This is a genomic window from Rhizobium phaseoli, assembly GCF_001664385.1.
GTDB lineage: Bacteria > Pseudomonadota > Alphaproteobacteria > Rhizobiales > Rhizobiaceae > Rhizobium > Rhizobium phaseoli.
Genome location: NZ_CP013532.1, coordinates 3,716,948 through 3,732,823, shown reverse-complemented (window position 1 = coordinate 3,732,823; position 15,876 = coordinate 3,716,948). Strand labels below are relative to the sequence as shown.

Genomic DNA, 15,876 nt, shown 5'->3' with positions numbered 1-15,876 from the left:
CTTGCTGGCGGCTACGGTCACGAGTATCCATTGCGGAAAGGGAAATGTCGGGGCTGCTTCCATCCAAGCGGCCGACACTCCATCGGAGGGCGGTCATGGGACGTGGCACGGCGGCGGGCTTGAAGGCCGCCATATTCGGCATCCTGGCATTCGTTGCGCTTTTCTCGGCGGCGTCGCCCGGCTTTTCCCAAACGCCTGCGCAAACGCCGGCTGGAAATACCCCGCCGGCGCAGGTGCGTGAAATGATGCAGCTCATGCAGGCGCCGGAGGTCAAGCAGTGGATGGCGACGCAGATGGCAGCACCTTCTGCGGCCGATTCGGCGAGCCAGAACCAGATGTCGGTTCTCTCAGGCCTGCTGCAGCATGCCCGCCGGCATGTATCGATGGTGTCCGACGCGGCGATGACTTTGCCCTCGCAGATCGGCAATGCGTCCTCGCTGTTTTTCGGTGAGCTCGCCGCCACCGGCTGGAGCCGGATGATCGCGCAATTCCTGGCGATCTTCCTGCTCGGGGCTATCGTCGAAAGCATCGCCCGCTATGCCTTCCGCCGTCGCCGCCGGCGTCTGGTTCAGATGGCGGGCATGCATCTGACGCCACGTGTCGTACCGGCGCTCATTTTCGCCGCGGCAACCATGCTCGCGCTGTTCAGTCTCAGCTGGCCTCCGCTCAGCCAGAGCGTGGCGATCCTCTGCGCCGTCGCCCTCATCGTCCAGCGTTTCACGATTTGCCTGGGCGGTGTCTTGGTCGATCTCATCGGGCTGGCGCGGGCCGAGGAAGAGCGGCAAGGCGTGATCGTTCCGATCATGCCGTCACGCGCCGTCGCGCTCTTCTGGTATCGCCGCTCCGCGATCTTCGTGATCTATTTCATGCTCGGCTGGGCGGCGATCCAGTCGATGGAGCCGCTCGGCTTTTCCCCGAGCGCCCGGCTCTTCGTCGGCTATATCCTGGGCATCGGGCTGCTGCTGATCGCCATCGAAGCTGTCTGGTCGCGGCCTCAGAAGGACGAGAAACGCGGTCACGGGATTTCCTGGGCGCTCACCGTTTATTTCCTGTTGCTCTGGGGGCTGTGGGTCACCGGGTTCAACTGGCTGCTCTGGCTCGGCATCTATGTGCTGATGCTGCCGCGGGTGCTCGCCGTCTCGACGATTGCAGTGAAATCGCTGCAGCAGACCGAAGCAAGCTTCCTTGCTTCGCGCCGTATTGCCACCGTATTGCTCGACCGTGGCGTCAGGGCGCTGATCATCGCATTCGCGGCCATCTGGCTCGGCCAACTGCTCGGCGTCGGCGCCGACACGATGGCAGCCGGCGACAAAATGGTCGATAAGATCGCGCGCGGCGTCATTGGCGGAATCGTCATCCTGCTTGCTGCTGATCTGCTCTGGCACGTCGTCAAAGCCTATATCGACGGCAAGCTGCTCGGCATGTCCCTGGACGGCGGCGCGACGGATGAGGAAAAGGCTAAACATGCGCGGTTCCAGACGCTGCTGCCGATCTTCCGCAATATCCTTGCCGTGGTCATCGCCGTCATTGCGGTTCTCATGGTGCTCTCGGGCCTCGGAATCGAGATCGGCCCATTGATTGCCGGCGCCGGCGTCGTCGGCGTTGCTGTGGGTTTCGGCGCCCAGACGATCGTCAAGGATGTCATCAGCGGCATGTTCTATCTGTGGGACGATGCTTTCCGTGTCGGCGAATATATCGAAAGCGGTAGCCACAAGGGCGTCGTCGAGGCCTTCAGCCTGCGTTCGGTGAAGCTCCGGCATCATCGCGGGCCGCTGACGACCGTGCCGTTCGGCGAACTTGGCGCGGTGAAGAACCTCAATCGCGATTGGACGATCGACAAGATCAGCCTCAACGTCACATACGACACCGATCTGGTCAAAGCGAAGAAGGTGATCAAGCAGATCGGTCAGACCCTGCTCGAAAACCCGGAATTCGGCCCGCACATCATCGAAACGCTGAAGATGAAGGGTGTCGAGCAATTCGGCGAATTCGCGATCGAGATCCGTCTGTCGATGATGACGAAGCCTGGCGAACAGTTCGTTATCCGCCGCAATGCACTGGCGATGATTCGCAATGCCTTCAGGGAAAACGGCATCGAATTCGCCGTGCCGACGGTGCAGGTGTCCGGTGATCGCGCGGCGGAGGTGGATGCCGCCGCGGCGCGCTACGCTGCGCATGCACGGGCCGGCGGCGAGCCGGCTGCGTGAACCGCCTTACATCGCCCCGGCAGCTGCGATGAGCAGGCCGCCGATGATGGCCATGTTGCTTTTCCAGCTGTCGATGGCGCTGTCGCGGGCTGTGCCTTCCATGTCCCAGAAATTCAGCAGCATCACGGAGGCGGCAAGCGTGAAGATGATGAGGCCGAACGCCGCCGCGGCGACGAAGAGACCCAGCATCAGCAGGAGACCGGCGGCAATTTGAAGGACGCTGCCGGAAAACAAGACCCATTTCGCAAAAGGTACGCCGCGGGCTTCGATGGCGTCGGTTATCGGCACGATGACGAAAAAATGATGGATGCCGGCGGCAACGAAAAAACCGCCGAGCAGCAATCTGCCGAGGATGAGGATCACGAAGGCCAGGTCATCCTGCATGTCTAACCCTACTCTCGCGTTTCAAATCTTCGTCATCACCGCAAACTCTTCGCAAGCTTACGAAAATGCAATGTGCCAATACAGTTTACCTGCGCAAATTCGCCCCAATTGAGGATGATTGAGGCGCAGGCGGCGGGGCTGGGGTAGCGGCGGCATGGCTTCATGGAGCTTATATGCCTGTCATGCTACGTCTTCGAAAAATGATTCCCGCCAAGTTTGGAAATTGCGCAGGTACGAGATGTCGGGTCACGGCAATTTGGAAGAAATGGAAGCGGCGGACGGGTTTTCTTTAGGCGCGCTTTTCAGACGCTACAGGACGCCACTGACGGCAGCCGCGACACTCGTTGTCTTCTGCCTCGTCGGTTATGCGATCATGCAGCTCACCAACGAGGTTCGCTATGATGATGTCGTCGGTGCGCTGGCGGCGACCAGGCCGAGCGCCATCCTGCTGGCGCTGTTCTTCACCGCACTCAGTTTCCTATCCCTGGTCTTCTACGACCTCAACGCCATCGAATATATCGGCAAGAAGCTGCCGTTCCCGCATGTGGCGCTGACGGCGTTCAGTGCCTATGCGGTCGGCAATACCGCCGGTTTCGGCGCCCTTTCGGGCGGCGCGATCCGCTACCGCGCCTATACGCGTCTCGGTCTTTCGCCGGATGATATCGGCCGGATCATCGCCTTTGTCACCCTGTCCTTCGGTCTCGGGCTTGCCGGGGTCGCGGCGATCGCCCTCATTATCATCGCCAGCGAGATCGGGCCGCTGATCGGTGTCAGCGCGTTCCTTCTCCGTCTGATCGCCGGCTCGATCCTCGCCATTCTCGGGGCTGTCATGATCATCGGCCGCGAAGGCCGCGTGCTCGATCTCGGCGTGGTGGCGATCCGCCTGCCGGATTCGCGCACTTGGTCACGCCAATTCCTGGTGACGGCCTTCGATATCGCCGCCTCGGCCTCGGTGCTCTACGTGCTCTTGCCGCAGACGGCGATCGGCTGGCCGGCCTTCCTGGCCGTTTATGCGATCGCCGTCGGTCTCGGCGTGCTCAGCCACGTTCCGGCCGGGCTCGGCGTGTTCGAGACCGTGATTATCGCCTCGCTCGGCAGCGCGGTGAATATCGATGCGGTGCTCGGATCGCTGGTGCTCTACCGGCTGATCTATCATGTGCTGCCGCTGTTGATCGCCGTGCTCGCGGTGTCCGCGACGGAACTGCGCCGTTTCGTCGATCACCCAGCCGCCTCCAGCGTCCGGCGCATCGGCGGACGGCTGATGCCGCAGCTGCTGTCGACCTTGGCCCTGCTGCTCGGCGTCATGCTGGTATTTTCGAGCGTCACACCGACGCCGGATCAGAATCTGGAATTTCTGTCGAACTATCTGCCGCTGCCGATGGTCGAGGGCGCGCACTTCCTCTCCAGTCTGCTCGGATTGGCGCTGGTGGTCGCCGCGCGCGGCCTGGGCCAGAGGCTCGACGGCGCCTGGTGGGTAGCGGTGTTCTCGGCCCTTGCGGCATTGACCTTGTCGCTGTTGAAGGCGATTGCGCTGGTCGAAGCGGCTTTTCTCGCTTTCCTCATCTTCGGACTCTTCGTCAGCCGCCGGCTCTTTACCCGTCATGCGTCGCTGCTCAACCAGGCAATGACGGCATCCTGGCTGATGGCGATCGCCGTCATCGTCGTTGGCGCCGTCGTCATCCTGCTCTTCGTCTATCGCGATGTCGAATACAGCAACGAACTCTGGTGGCAGTTTGAATTCACCGCCGAGGCGCCGCGGGGACTGCGCGCCCTGCTTGGCATTACGATCATCTCGTCGGCCATTGCCATTTTCAGCCTGCTTCGGCCGGCGACCTTCCGGCCGGAACCGGCGACGGAGGAGGCGCTGGCGCGCGCCGTCGATATCGTCAGGAAGCAGGGCAATGCTGACGCCAATCTGGTGCGGATGGGCGACAAGAGCATCATGTTTTCGGAGAAAAACGACGCCTTCATCATGTACGGCCGGCAGGGCCGCTCATGGATCGCGCTCTTCGATCCGGTTGGAGATCATCGCGCCGTACAGGAACTCGTCTGGCGCTTCGTCGAGGCGGCGCGGGCAGCAGGCTGCCGCGCGGTTTTTTACCAGATCTCGCCGGCGTTGCTTTCCCATTGCGCCGATGCCGGCCTGCGCGCCTTCAAGCTCGGCGAACTGGCGGTGGCCGATCTCAGGACCTTTGAGATGAAGGGCGGCAAATGGGCGAATCTCCGGCAGACTGCGAGCCGGGCGCAGCGCGACGGGTTGGAATTCGCCGTTATCGAACCGCAGGATGTGCCTGCTGTCATCGATGATCTCGCGGCGGTCTCCTCGGCCTGGCTCGAGCACCACAACGCCAAGGAAAAGGGCTTCTCGCTCGGCGCCTTCGATCCCGATTATGTCTCTTCTCAGCCGGTCGGCATTTTGAAGAAGGACGGTAAGATCGTTGCCTTTGCCAATATCCTCGTCACCGAATCCCAGGAGGAGGGCACGATCGATCTCATGCGTTTCTCCCCGGACGCGCCGAAGGGCTCGATGGACTTTCTCTTCGTGCAGATCATGGAGTATCTGCGCGGTCAGGGTTTCAGCCACTTCAATCTCGGCATGGCGCCTCTCTCCGGCATGTCGAAACGCGAGGCGGCACCCGTCTGGGACCGCATCGGCAGCACCGTCTTTGAGCACGGCGAGCGCTTCTACAACTTCAAGGGCCTTCGGGCATTCAAATCCAAGTTTCATCCGCACTGGCAACCACGCTATCTTGCGGTTTCCGGAGGGGGCAATCCGATGATCGCGTTGATGGATGCGACGTTGCTGATCGGGGGCGGATTGAAAGGGGTAGTGAGAAAATGATCAGGACAATCCTTCTTGTCACGGCATGCGCCTGCATGCTTGCGGCCGCACCGGCTCGTGCTGCCGAGGAAACCACGCAAAGCTTCGAAAGCGGGCTCATTCCGTCGCCGCACATCTTCTTGCCGGAAGGCGAGGTGAAGGGCACGGTGATGCTCATCTCGGATGCCGCCGGCTGGGGCGATTACGAGAAGGCCGAAGCCGACAGGCTGGTTTCCGAAGGCGCCGTCGTGATCGGTGTCGACTTTCCTTCCTATATCCAGGCGCTTGACCGCTACGATGTCAGCCTCAATGACGGGTGCCTCTACACGGTCTCGGATATCGAATCGCTGAGCCAGCAGGTGCAGCGTGCGACCGGCAACAACGCCTATCATCTGCCGATCGTCGCCGGCATCGGCGAGGGCGGGGCCTTGGCGCTGGCAATTGCAGCGCAGACACCGGATGCGACGATCGGTCAGACGCTCGCGGTCGATCCGAAGGCCGGCATCCCGCTGACCAAGGAACTTTGCACGCCGGCTTCGAAGAAGGCGGTTGGCGGCCGCATGGTCTACGGGCTGAGTGACGGCGCGCTGCCGGATCCCGTTATTTCGGTCTTCACGCCCAACGCCGACAAGGATGGCAGGGCGCATGCCGAAGCGCTGAAGAAAGTCCATTCCGCGATCGAGATCCGCGATTCCACCGACGACGCGCAGACGGTCTTTGCCGATACGCTCGATGACCTCGTCACCGCCTCGGGCGCCTTCGGCAATCCGCTCGGCTTGCCGCTGGCGATCCTCGAGGCCACCCCCACCCTGGATACGATGGCGGTGATCTATTCCGGCGACGGAGGCTGGCGAGACATCGACAAGGAAGTCGGCGGCACCCTGCAGAAGGAAGGTATTCCCGTCGTCGGTGTCGATTCGCTTCATTATTTCTGGTCGGAGCGCAAGCCGGAGGAGACCGCCGGCGATCTTTCGAAGATCATCGATTTCTACCGCAAACAGTGGAAGGTGAAGCATGTGCTGCTCGTCGGTTATTCCTTCGGCGCCGACGTCGTGCCCGCGACCTATCAGCTGCTGAAACCGGCCGAGAAGTCCGCGGTGGCGCAATTGTCGCTGCTGTCGCTCTCGCACCAAGTCGACTACGTCATCTCCGTTCTCGGTTGGCTCGGCCAGAAGACGGAAGGGGCGGGAGGCGATCCGGTCGCCGATTTGAAGAACGTCGATCCCAAACTCGTGCAATGCGTCTACGGCAAGGACGATGACGACGACGTCGCCTGTCCGGCGCTGAAGGATAGCGGCGCCGAGGTCGTCGAACTGCCCGGTGATCATCACTTCGATGAGAATTACGATCTTCTCACCAAGACGATCATCGACGGACTGAAGAAGCGGCTGCAAGATTAGAGCAGCATCGTGCTTAGAGCCTTGGTTAGATTGAAGTGTTGGCTCAAATGGAGTCGGATGGTCGACCGGCCGGCGCGCGTCGCAGCCCAGCACTACGGCCAAGCCGGCCGGTCGATCAGCCCGCCCGTTTCAGCCAACCCTCCCGCAGATTTGCCTGGCAAATCTGCAAGACTTAGGAAGCGCCGGACGCACTGATCGCTTCGCCTCGGCGAGGCGATGCGGCCGGTGGGCCGGGCATGTTTCCGCCAGGATCAGAGGCGATCGGCTCGGACGTACCTTGGGGTATGCCCGTCGCCAATCGCCGCTGCCCTGACGAAAACCTGCTCCGGCAGAATGCTTCAATCTAACCAGGAAAGGCACTAACGTGCCAGCATCTCCTCGCTCCAGCCAAGCTCGGCGACTTCCTTGCCCCGAAACCGCGCATCGTCGGCGACGATGAATTCATCGAGTTGCGGCGGAGCGACGCCGGTGCCGGAAAGCATCGCGTGCACCTGGCCGCGATGATGGGTCTGGTGCTGGAAGAGATGGGCGAGCACGTCGTCCATGCGCTCCTCCTGAATGCGGTCGCCGCGATGGAGCCTGACGGTCGAGACCAGCCCCTCCGGGCTCAGGGCCTCACAGAGCGCCGTCAGGCGGAGGTCGACCGCCGCCTGCGCTGCGCTCAGCGATGCTATGTCGTCGAAGGGTTCTTCGATCTCGAAGGCCTGGTAGCCAAGCATGCCGCCTTCCATGCCATCGACATAGAACCAGTCGACCGTGATGATGTGGTTCAAGGTTTCCTTGATCGAGGGGAAGAAGCCCGTGCGCGGCGCTTCGAATTCGCCAGGTTTCAAGGCTGCGCAAGCGCGCAACAGACGGTGGTTGGCAAGGGCGTTGTTATAGGCAAGTTTGCGAAAGACCCTGACGGGATCGACGGTCGACATCGGCGGCTTTCCTCTCAAGCGCTTGCGGAATGTTTGCGTCAGTCATCGAGATTGCCGTCGCGCCAGACGAGATGACGCGGTGCTGCCGGCAGGTTCTCGATTTCCTGGGCAATGAAATAGGGCGGGATGTCGAGCGCGGTCAGGGCTGTGCGCGTCGCGGCAACCCATTTGAACTCGAGATGGTTGTCGCCGTCTTCGACGCGATGGACGATCTCATGCGGCCGAAAGGCAAATTCCGGTGGGATTTCCATCAGATAATAGAAGCCGAGTTCATGCCAGTCGCGCTGTTCGCAGTGGAAAAAATTCTCGACGGTCCAGAGGAGGCGCGAGACTGTGACGTTGAGGCCGAGTTCCTCCATCATCTCCCGTTTCAGCGTTTCTTCCGAGGTCTCGCCGATTTCCGCCGTTCCCCCAGGAAAGGTCCAGAAGGGCTCGTGCACGGCGCGATGAACGAGCACATGGCCATCGCGAAAGGCGAGGCCGGCGATGCGATGGTTGAAACGTTGAGCGCCCACAGTCAGGCGGATGTGGGTGCGCTTGCTCATGTCATTCTTATCCGAGATCGATTACGACGATTTCCGGCGGCACACCGAAGCGGACCGGCGCGATGGAGCAGCCGAGGCCGCCGGACACGATGATATTGCGCCCCTCCTCGACGATATGGCCATAGGCGTAGCGATTGCCGTAACGCGAGGGGACGATCGGCGAACGGCCGAGGAAACGGATCTGCCCGCCATGGGTGTGGCCGGACAGCGTCAGCGAGACGCGCTCGGGCACGCGCGGAAAGATATCGGGCTCATGAGCAAGCAGGATGACGGGCGCATCGTCGGTCACCTGCGCCATCGTGCCGTCGAGGTCGTCGAGGCCAAGCATGCGTGTGCGCCCCCATTTCCTGCCGGGCAGCAGCGCCAACTGGTCTTCGAGGCCCGCGAACCAGAAGCCGCGGCCGTCCTTTTCGAGCCGAACGGCGCGATTGCCGTAGACCGGGATGCCGACGTCGGCAAGCGCCCGGTGTCCGAATGTCATCCCGCCGTTCTTCTGGGCAGTCCTGTCCTCCCACCAGTCATGATTGCCCATGATCGCATGGACGCCGAGAGGGGCCTGCAGAGTGGCCAGCGCCTTCGACCACTGGCTCGAATGCACGTATTGCGTCACCATGTTCATGCCCGAGGCGTAATCGCCGAGCAGGACGGTGACGTCGCCTTCGAGTTCATTCGCCCTGTGGCAGATCGCTGTGATGCGGTTTGCCGACATCCAGGGTTCGCAGGCATGGATATCGGCGAGCGCGACAACGCGGAGCTTCAGCCCCGGAGTCCATCCCGGCGGCGTCAGCCGGTAACGGGCGATGCCGAGTCGCGCCAGCGGTTCATAGGCGAAGGCGTAACCGCCGAGCGACATAACACCTGCGATACCGCCGCCGACAAGCTTGAAAAATCCGCGGCGGGTGATCACTCAGTCGTCCTCCTGGAACAGCCGGAACTGCGCAGCCTCCATTTCCTTGGGCGGTTGCATTCCGAGATGTTTCCACGCGATTGCGGTCAGAACACGGCCGCGCGGCGTGCGCTGAATGAAACCCTGCTGGATCATGTAAGGCTCGATGATGTCCTCGATTGCGTCGCGCGGTTCCGACAGGCCGGCGGCGATGGTTTCGATACCGACCGGGCCGCCGCCGAAATTGACGGCGATCATGTTAAGATAACGCTTGTCGAGCTGATCGAAGCCGACATTGTCGACGAGCAAGCGGGTCAGCGCCTCGTCGGCGATCTCGCGGGTGACGGCTTCCGCCCTTGCCACCTCGGCGAAATCGCGCACGCGCCGCAGCAGCCGGCCGGCGATGCGTGGCGTACCGCGGGCGCGTCTGGCGATCTCGCGCGCACCTTCTTCGGTCATCGGCAGGTTCATCAGCCGCGCGCCGCGGCGCACGATCAGTTCCAGTTCTTCGACGGTATAGAAGCTCAGGCGCACCGGGATGCCGAAGCGGTCGCGCAACGGCGTCGTCAGCAGGCCGAGGCGGGTGGTCGCCGCCACCAGGGTGAATTTCGACAGATCGATTTTCACCGAGCGGGCGGCAGGGCCCTCGCCGATGATGAGGTCCAATTGGAAATCTTCCATGGCCGGATAAAGGATTTCCTCGACGGCGGGATTGAGGCGATGGATTTCGTCGATGAAGAGCACATCGCGCTCCTCGAGATTGGTGAGCAGTGCGGCGAGATCGCCGGCCTTGGCGATAACAGGGCCTGATGTCGAGCGGAAATTGACGCCGAGTTCCTTCGCCATGATCTGCGCCAGCGTCGTCTTGCCGAGACCGGGCGGACCGACGAAAAGCACATGGTCCAGCGCCTCGCCGCGGTTCTTCGCAGCCTCGATGAAGACCTTGAGATTGGCGCGCGCTTCCGCCTGACCGGTGAATTCGTCCAGCGATTGCGGGCGCAGGGTCATTTCGAGATCTTCGCCCCGCTTTTCCGGCGATATCAGGCGGGCGGGTTCGCTCATGCTCTTATTCCGTTTTGAAACCTGTCACAGCAATACACCAAAAAACGGTCGCCTCGATATCCAACCGTCGTTTTTCCGGGCTTCACCGCGCCAACTCCTTCAATCCCAGCCTGATCAGCTTAGCGCTGTCTGCGCCGTCGCCGGCCGTCTTCATCGCTGCCGCAACTGCATTGGCCGCCTGGTCTCTGCTGTAGCCGAGGTTGGTCAGCGCGGAGACCGCATCGGCGACCGGCGCGGCCGCGACACCTTCACCGAGTTCCTGCTTGAGGGCGATATTGATCGCTTCCCCGGCAAAAGCCGGCGCCCGGTTCTTGAGTTCGGTGACGAGGCGCATCGCCACTTTCGGGCCGACGCCCGGCGCGCGGGAAACGGCGGCGCGGTCCTGCAGGGCAATCGCATTGGCGAGTTCGCCCGGCGTCAAGGTCGAGAGCACGGCAAGCGCGACCTTGGCGCCCACCCCTTGAACGCTTTGGAGCAGGTTGAACCACTCCCGCTCCAATGCAGTCATGAAGCCGAAGAGCTTCAACTGATCCTCGCGCACATAAGTCTCGATGAACAGCACGCAGGCCTCGCCGGCCGAGCCGAGTTTGGACAGAGTGCGGGCCGAGCAGTGGGCGACGTAGCAGACGCCGTGCACATCGACGAGCACATAGTCTTCGCCGATCTCGTCTATGGTGCCTTTCAGCTTGCCGATCATGGGGCGTGGTCTCTCAAGGGTGCGTTTCGGGCGTGATAAGTTCAACGGAGGGGAAATAAGATCGGTATCCGCCAGGGTCGCGGGTCAAAATCTTGTAGCCCCTTATCGTCGCATGGGCGCCGATGAGGAAGTCGGGCAATATCTGTTCGCGCCGTCCGCCGGCGCGACGGTAAAGCCGGAAGGCTTGAGCTGCGGCGAAGACGGCCGGCCAAGGCAGGTTCTCGCGGCGGAATTCATCCTGCGGAAGCAGTTGCTCGACTTCATCCATATCGTCGTAGCGAACGGAAAATTCGGAATAGATGATCGGATTTATAAGGACCGGGCCATCTCTGAAGACGTCGAGCATTTTTCGACGCGACCAACCGTGCCAGTCCGAACCGGCCACAGCCAGATCGACGAGTATGTCTGTATCGACAAGCGTTGCCATCAGCGATCACGGGTCATCGACATGAGGTCTTCGGCATCAATCGCCTGATCGCCGGTGCCTTCGAGACGGCGGATCGTCTGCAGGAAACGGTCGAGCCGGCCCCGATCCTCGATCTCCTGCTTGCAGTTCTTCGGCGAGAGAACCAGCTTGCCATTCTCGATCGAGAAGATGACCTCGCTGTTGGCCTCGATGCCGGCGAGCTCTCTGAGATCGCGAGGAATCGTGACCTGGCCTTTGGACGTGACGCGCATCTTGCTGCTCCTTCAAAGTAAGAATTATCCTTACTGTTGGAACAAGTCAAGAACAGATTACCCGGCCAGTGCTTGCCGCATCCGATTGCTGCCGCGATTGTGGGCATGACAGATGGCGATCGCCAGGGCGTCGGCGGCATCGTCGCCCTTGAATTCGACTTTCGGCATCAGGATCCTCAACATCATGTGAATCTGATGTTTTTCGCCATGGCCGACGCCGATGACGGCCTTCTTGACGGCGTTCGGCGCATATTCGGAGACGTGCAGACCGGCGCGCGCCGGCACCAGCATGGCGATGCCGCGGGCCTGGCCAAGCTTGAGGGTCGCCACCGCATCCTTGTTGACGAAGGTCTGTTCGACGGCGGCCTCATCCGGCTTGTAAGAGTGGACGACCTCCGCCAGGCCGTCATGCAGCTGGCAGAGGCGGGAGGCGAGATCCATGTCTCCGTCGGAGGTCACGGTTCCCGAGGCTACAAACCGCAGGGAATTGCCCAGCGTGTCGATGATTCCCCAGCCGGTGCGGCGAAGTCCTGGATCGATGCCGACGATGCGAATCGTATTTTGCATGGTTTAACCTATAGCGACTGCGAAATAACTGCCATCAATATGTGAACAAAACAAAAACCTTCTCGAATAAGCCGCTCCATTTACCGCGAATTAAAACAGATGCTTGAATTCTAGTGTCAAATACGAAGGGGGTCTCGTGTCGCAAAGAGATAAGCCCCCGAGGTTCTGTTTGAAGATCGGTCGATCAGGCTCATGCCGCCTGCCCGCGCCGGCAGACGCGTTCAGAAGGGGTTCGTCGTACATGGCTCAGAGATTTCAATCCCTGTCCTTCAAGGTCATTGCCACATTCATCCTGATGACCGTGCTGTCGATCGCGGTGATCGACGTGCTCGCCTATTTCGCCAGCAGCCGCATCTCAGACGAGCAGGCGCTGAAGGCCAAGGAGAGCGTGCTGATCTTCCGCGGCGACATGCTGCAGGACCAGCTGGCGCAGCTCGAGAACCAGGCCAATTCCATTGCCCGCATCGAGGCGCTGCAGATGTCGATCACCAGCCTGAAGAGCGGCTGGAAGACCATCGAGAAGACCTCCGGCGATGCCCGCGCCGAGCTGAAGAAAGTCTTCATCACGGCCAATCCCAACCCGGCCGATCAGCGCGAGAAGCTGATGAAGCCTGAAGCGCCGAGCGGCTTTTATTATTCGAACCATGAAAAGACGCAGAGCGAAGTCGCCCGCGACCTCGAAGACACTGCTTTCAGCGATCTCTTGATCGCCGATCTCGATGGTTCCGTCCTCTATTCCTACAAGAAGGAAGACGACTTCGCCGAGAATCTGAAGTCGGACGGCTGGAAGACGACCGGCGCTGGCATCGCCTTCGCCAAGGCGATCGAGAATACCGCCAAGGCGACCGATGATGCCGCACCGACAGGCTTTTCCGGGCTCCGCGTCGATGCGGCCAGCGGCAGGTCGGCGATCTTCTATGCCGTGCCGATCGTCAAGCTCGGCGCGGCCAAGGGCATCATCCTGTTCAAGGTGCGTGACGACATCGTCGCCAGCATCCTGGCAAAGGGGATTGTTCAGGGCAGCACCGCGCGGGCGGCGATCGTCTCTGCCGATGGTTCAGCGATCGGTCTCGATGCGAGCGGCAAACTTGCGACGCTCGATGCCGCTCCCTTCACCTTCATCAAGGACGCGCTTGCCAGTTCGGCGATGACGGTGGCCGATTTCAACAGGACGGACGGCTCAGCGCGCGCCTATGTCCGCGGCATCGATTATCGCGGCGACCGCTTCCTCGTGGTCGAAAGCGTGCTGCTCAGCGAACTCAATGCCGGCTCGCTGGAGATCGCCACTTTGCTGACGATGATCGGCATCGGCGTGCTCGTCGTCATGGCGATCGCCACCGGCCTCGTCACCAATTTTCTGTTCTCGCCGCTTGCGCGGCTTGCCGGCGTCACGCGCGATGTCGCCGATGGCAAGCTCAACACCGAGATAGGCAGCCTGAGCCGAAAAGATGAGATCGGCACGATGGCCAACGCGCTTGCCCGCTTCCGGCAGTCGCTGATCGAAGGCCGCGAACTGGAAGCCGCCAGCGAAGAGACACGCCTACAGGCCGAGCAGGACCGCCAGCAGAACCTTGCCGAGCGCGAGGCAGAGGCGAAGACGCTGCAGCAGGTGGTGGAGGCGATCGATGAGGGCCTGCATCATCTGGCGAACGGGGATCTCGCCTATCAGATCGATCGGCGCTTCCCGAACGAGCTCGAAAGCCTGCGCATCAATTTCAACGAAGCGCTCGCGACGCTGAGCGAAACCATGACGGCCATCGGCGGCAACTCGATGGCGGTGCGGGCCAGCTCCGAGGAGATGCGTACCGGCGCCGACGAGCTTGCCGGGCGCACCGAGCGCCAGGCCGGCTCGATCACCGAGACGGCGAATGCAATCAGCGCCATCACCCAGTCCGTCCGCCGGCAGATCGAGCGGGCCGAACAGGCCGAGCGCATCGCCCGCGACGCCAAAAAGGAGACGACCGGCTCCGGCCAGATCATGCGTGAGACGATCGCGGCCATGGAGGCGATCCAGACCTCCTCACGCCAGATCAACACGATCATCTCCGTCATCGACGACATCGCCTTCCAGACCAACCTTCTGGCGCTCAATGCCGGTGTCGAGGCGGCGCGCGCCGGTGAATCGGGCAAGGGTTTTGCTGTCGTCGCCATGGAAGTGCGCGAGCTCGCCCAGCGCTCGTCGAGCGCGGCCAAGGAGATCTCCAGCCTGCTGCAGAAATCGACGCATGAGGTCGAAAGCGGCGTATCGCTTGTGGAAAGGGCAGGTGTCGCGCTGACCGGCATCGGCGCGCATGTCGAGGCGATCAACGGGCAGATCAACGAGATCATGGAATCGACCCGCGAGGAGGCCAATACGCTGCGGGAGATCAACAGCGCCGTCGCCGAACTCGACGCGATGACACAGCAGAATGCCTCGATGGTCGAGGAGACGACGGAAGCGATCCACCGGCTGGCGACGGAAGCCCTGGAAATGGATCGCCAGCTCGGCAATTTTACGCTGCCGCACAGCGACCACAGGCCGAGCGCCGAGGTGCATGTGCTGCGCCGTCACCGGTAGGCACTGCTTCCGGCATCCCGCCTGGGCCGCGTTCGCGCGGCCCTTTTGTTTGCGTGCATGGTTTGGAATGGCGCGGGCGCGAACCTACATAGGCTGCATCGTTCAACTGGCCGGCAGGTTTCCCATGGTTCCCTTCTCCATCCTCGACCTTTCCCCTGTTGCCGAAGGCAGCACCGTCAGCCATTCGCTCGAAAGCTCGGCGCGAATGGCCCGCAAGGCCGAGGAATTCGGCTACAAGCGCTTCTGGCTCGCCGAACATCACGGCATGCCGGGGATCGCCAGTGCAGCCACCGCCGTCGTCATCGGTCATGTCGGGGCGGCGACGAAAAGCATCCGCATCGGCTCCGGTGGCATCATGCTGCCCAATCATTCTCCACTCGTCATCGCCGAGCAGTTCGGCACCTTGGAGGCGCTCTTCCCCGGCCGCGTCGATCTCGGCCTCGGACGTGCGCCAGGGACGGATATGCGCACGGCACAGGCGCTGCGGCGAAACCTTGAGGCCGGCGCCAACAGCTTTCCGAACGACGTGGTCGAACTGCAGCAGCTGCTCGGCACGCCTGTCGAGAACCAGGCGATCCTCGCCGTTCCCGGCAGCGGTTCGCGTGTTCCGATCTGGCTGCTCGGCTCCAGCCTCTACAGCGCCCAGCTTGCCGCCATGCTCGGGCTTCCCTACGCCTTTGCGTCGCATTTCGCGCCCGACATGCTGCTCGATGCGATCGGCATCTACCGCGATCGCTTCCAACCCTCGTCGACGCTCGACAAGCCCTATGTGATGGTCGGCGTCATGGGCGCGGTAGCGGCGACGGACGAGGAGGCGCGCTATCATTTCACTTCGGCTCAGCAGCAGTTCGTCAACTTGCGCCGCAATGTCCGCGGTCCGTTTCCTCGACCGGTGGCCGATATGGAGGCGTTCTGGTCACCGATGGAGAAGATGAACGTCGAAAACACGCTGCGTTATGCCGTGGTCGGCTCGCCGGAGACGGCGGAGACAAAACTGACAGCGTTTCTCAAGGAAACGCAGGCCGACGAGGTGATCATCTCCATGCCGATCCATGATATCGAGATGCGGCTGAGATCGGTGGAACTATTCGCGGGCCTCGGAAACTTCATGCGGGTGGCCGCATAGGTTCGCAACGCGCGGCTAGGGAC

Annotated in this window: 14 protein-coding genes; 5 read left to right on the top strand and 9 right to left on the bottom strand. The window is 61.9% G+C overall.

Annotated features, from left to right (window positions below; genetic code table 11):
* Nucleotides 1-95 precede the first annotated feature (95 nt).
* A complete protein-coding gene (locus AMC88_RS17975; protein WP_064825612.1) occupies nucleotides 96-2,207 on the top strand; it encodes a mechanosensitive ion channel family protein in 2,112 nt (703 codons plus the stop codon).
* Between the two features lie 6 nt (nucleotides 2,208-2,213).
* Here the strand turns inward: AMC88_RS17975 and AMC88_RS17970 are convergent, their stop codons facing one another.
* A complete protein-coding gene (locus tag AMC88_RS17970) occupies nucleotides 2,214-2,591 on the bottom strand; it encodes a DoxX family membrane protein (RefSeq protein WP_010014717.1) in 378 nt (125 codons plus the stop codon).
* Between the two features lie 238 nt (nucleotides 2,592-2,829).
* Between AMC88_RS17970 and mprF the strand changes: the two genes are divergently transcribed.
* Both mprF and AMC88_RS17960 read left to right on the top strand, forming a co-directional pair.
* Nucleotides 2,830-5,433: a bifunctional lysylphosphatidylglycerol flippase/synthetase MprF gene (mprF, locus tag AMC88_RS17965; RefSeq protein ID WP_012485116.1), complete on the top strand. Its 2,604-nt coding sequence runs from the start codon at nucleotides 2,830-2,832 to the stop codon at nucleotides 5,431-5,433.
* Nucleotides 5,430-6,812, top strand: coding sequence for a virulence factor family protein (locus AMC88_RS17960; RefSeq protein WP_012485115.1), 1,383 nt, complete (start codon nucleotides 5,430-5,432; stop codon nucleotides 6,810-6,812). Before mprF ends, AMC88_RS17960 begins: the two co-directional genes overlap by 4 nt.
* A gap of 359 nt (nucleotides 6,813-7,171) precedes the next feature.
* Here the strand turns inward: AMC88_RS17960 and AMC88_RS17955 are convergent, their stop codons facing one another.
* The 8 genes from AMC88_RS17955 to ruvC form a co-directional block, all read right to left on the bottom strand.
* Nucleotides 7,172-7,735 carry a DinB family protein gene (locus tag AMC88_RS17955; protein ID WP_037141205.1) on the bottom strand — a complete coding sequence of 188 codons (564 nt, stop codon included), beginning with the start codon at nucleotides 7,733-7,735 and terminating at the stop codon, nucleotides 7,172-7,174.
* A 38-nt stretch (nucleotides 7,736-7,773) separates the two neighbouring features.
* The gene (locus tag AMC88_RS17950) at nucleotides 7,774-8,280 is read right to left on the bottom strand and encodes an NUDIX hydrolase (protein ID WP_064825611.1); all 507 of its coding nucleotides are present in this window, start codon (nucleotides 8,278-8,280) and stop codon (nucleotides 7,774-7,776) included.
* A 7-nt stretch (nucleotides 8,281-8,287) separates the two neighbouring features.
* Nucleotides 8,288-9,187 (bottom strand): metallophosphoesterase, encoded by a 900-nt coding sequence (locus AMC88_RS17945; RefSeq protein ID WP_037114975.1) that lies wholly within the window; start codon nucleotides 9,185-9,187, stop codon nucleotides 8,288-8,290.
* Nucleotides 9,188-10,228 (bottom strand): Holliday junction branch migration DNA helicase RuvB, encoded by a 1,041-nt coding sequence (gene ruvB / locus AMC88_RS17940; RefSeq protein ID WP_064825610.1) that lies wholly within the window; start codon nucleotides 10,226-10,228, stop codon nucleotides 9,188-9,190. It lies immediately after the preceding gene.
* Between the two features lie 82 nt (nucleotides 10,229-10,310).
* Nucleotides 10,311-10,925 carry a Holliday junction branch migration protein RuvA gene (gene ruvA / locus AMC88_RS17935; RefSeq protein WP_004669783.1) on the bottom strand — a complete coding sequence of 205 codons (615 nt, stop codon included), beginning with the start codon at nucleotides 10,923-10,925 and terminating at the stop codon, nucleotides 10,311-10,313.
* Between the two features lie 13 nt (nucleotides 10,926-10,938).
* Nucleotides 10,939-11,352, bottom strand: a complete 414-nt coding sequence (locus tag AMC88_RS17930) for a type II toxin-antitoxin system VapC family toxin (protein WP_064825609.1) — start codon at nucleotides 11,350-11,352, stop codon at nucleotides 10,939-10,941.
* Nucleotides 11,352-11,603, bottom strand: a complete 252-nt coding sequence (locus AMC88_RS17925; RefSeq protein WP_010004698.1) for an AbrB/MazE/SpoVT family DNA-binding domain-containing protein — start codon at nucleotides 11,601-11,603, stop codon at nucleotides 11,352-11,354. Before AMC88_RS17925 ends, AMC88_RS17930 begins: the two co-directional genes overlap by 1 nt.
* A 57-nt stretch (nucleotides 11,604-11,660) precedes the next feature.
* A complete protein-coding gene (ruvC, locus tag AMC88_RS17920) occupies nucleotides 11,661-12,170 on the bottom strand; it encodes a crossover junction endodeoxyribonuclease RuvC (protein WP_064825608.1) in 510 nt (169 codons plus the stop codon).
* A 241-nt stretch (nucleotides 12,171-12,411) separates the two neighbouring features.
* On the opposite strand from ruvC, the gene AMC88_RS17915 reads away from it, so the two are divergent.
* Together AMC88_RS17915 and AMC88_RS17910 are read left to right on the top strand one after the other, a co-directional pair.
* Nucleotides 12,412-14,727 (top strand): methyl-accepting chemotaxis protein, encoded by a 2,316-nt coding sequence (locus AMC88_RS17915; RefSeq protein ID WP_064825607.1) that lies wholly within the window; start codon nucleotides 12,412-12,414, stop codon nucleotides 14,725-14,727.
* Between the two features lie 124 nt (nucleotides 14,728-14,851).
* The gene (locus AMC88_RS17910) at nucleotides 14,852-15,853 is read left to right on the top strand and encodes an LLM class flavin-dependent oxidoreductase (protein ID WP_064825606.1); all 1,002 of its coding nucleotides are present in this window, start codon (nucleotides 14,852-14,854) and stop codon (nucleotides 15,851-15,853) included.
* Nucleotides 15,854-15,876: the final 23 nt, after the last annotated feature.

Coding starts and splice junctions, on each gene's coding strand:
- AMC88_RS17955 (WP_037141205.1), bottom strand. CDS start 7,735: ATGTCGACCGTCGATCCCGTCAGGGTCTTTCGCAAACTTGCCTATAAC.
- ruvB (WP_064825610.1), bottom strand. CDS start 10,228: ATGAGCGAACCCGCCCGCCTGATATCGCCGGAAAAGCGGGGCGAAGAT.
- AMC88_RS17970 (WP_010014717.1), bottom strand. CDS start 2,591: ATGCAGGATGACCTGGCCTTCGTGATCCTCATCCTCGGCAGATTGCTG.
- mprF (WP_012485116.1), top strand. CDS start 2,830: ATGTCGGGTCACGGCAATTTGGAAGAAATGGAAGCGGCGGACGGGTTT.
- AMC88_RS17950 (WP_064825611.1), bottom strand. CDS start 8,280: ATGAGCAAGCGCACCCACATCCGCCTGACTGTGGGCGCTCAACGTTTC.
- AMC88_RS17925 (WP_010004698.1), bottom strand. CDS start 11,603: ATGCGCGTCACGTCCAAAGGCCAGGTCACGATTCCTCGCGATCTCAGA.
- AMC88_RS17910 (WP_064825606.1), top strand. CDS start 14,852: ATGGTTCCCTTCTCCATCCTCGACCTTTCCCCTGTTGCCGAAGGCAGC.
- AMC88_RS17915 (WP_064825607.1), top strand. CDS start 12,412: ATGGCTCAGAGATTTCAATCCCTGTCCTTCAAGGTCATTGCCACATTC.
- AMC88_RS17960 (WP_012485115.1), top strand. CDS start 5,430: ATGATCAGGACAATCCTTCTTGTCACGGCATGCGCCTGCATGCTTGCG.
- ruvA (WP_004669783.1), bottom strand. CDS start 10,925: ATGATCGGCAAGCTGAAAGGCACCATAGACGAGATCGGCGAAGACTAT.
- AMC88_RS17930 (WP_064825609.1), bottom strand. CDS start 11,352: ATGGCAACGCTTGTCGATACAGACATACTCGTCGATCTGGCTGTGGCC.
- AMC88_RS17975 (WP_064825612.1), top strand. CDS start 96: ATGGGACGTGGCACGGCGGCGGGCTTGAAGGCCGCCATATTCGGCATC.
- ruvC (WP_064825608.1), bottom strand. CDS start 12,170: ATGCAAAATACGATTCGCATCGTCGGCATCGATCCAGGACTTCGCCGC.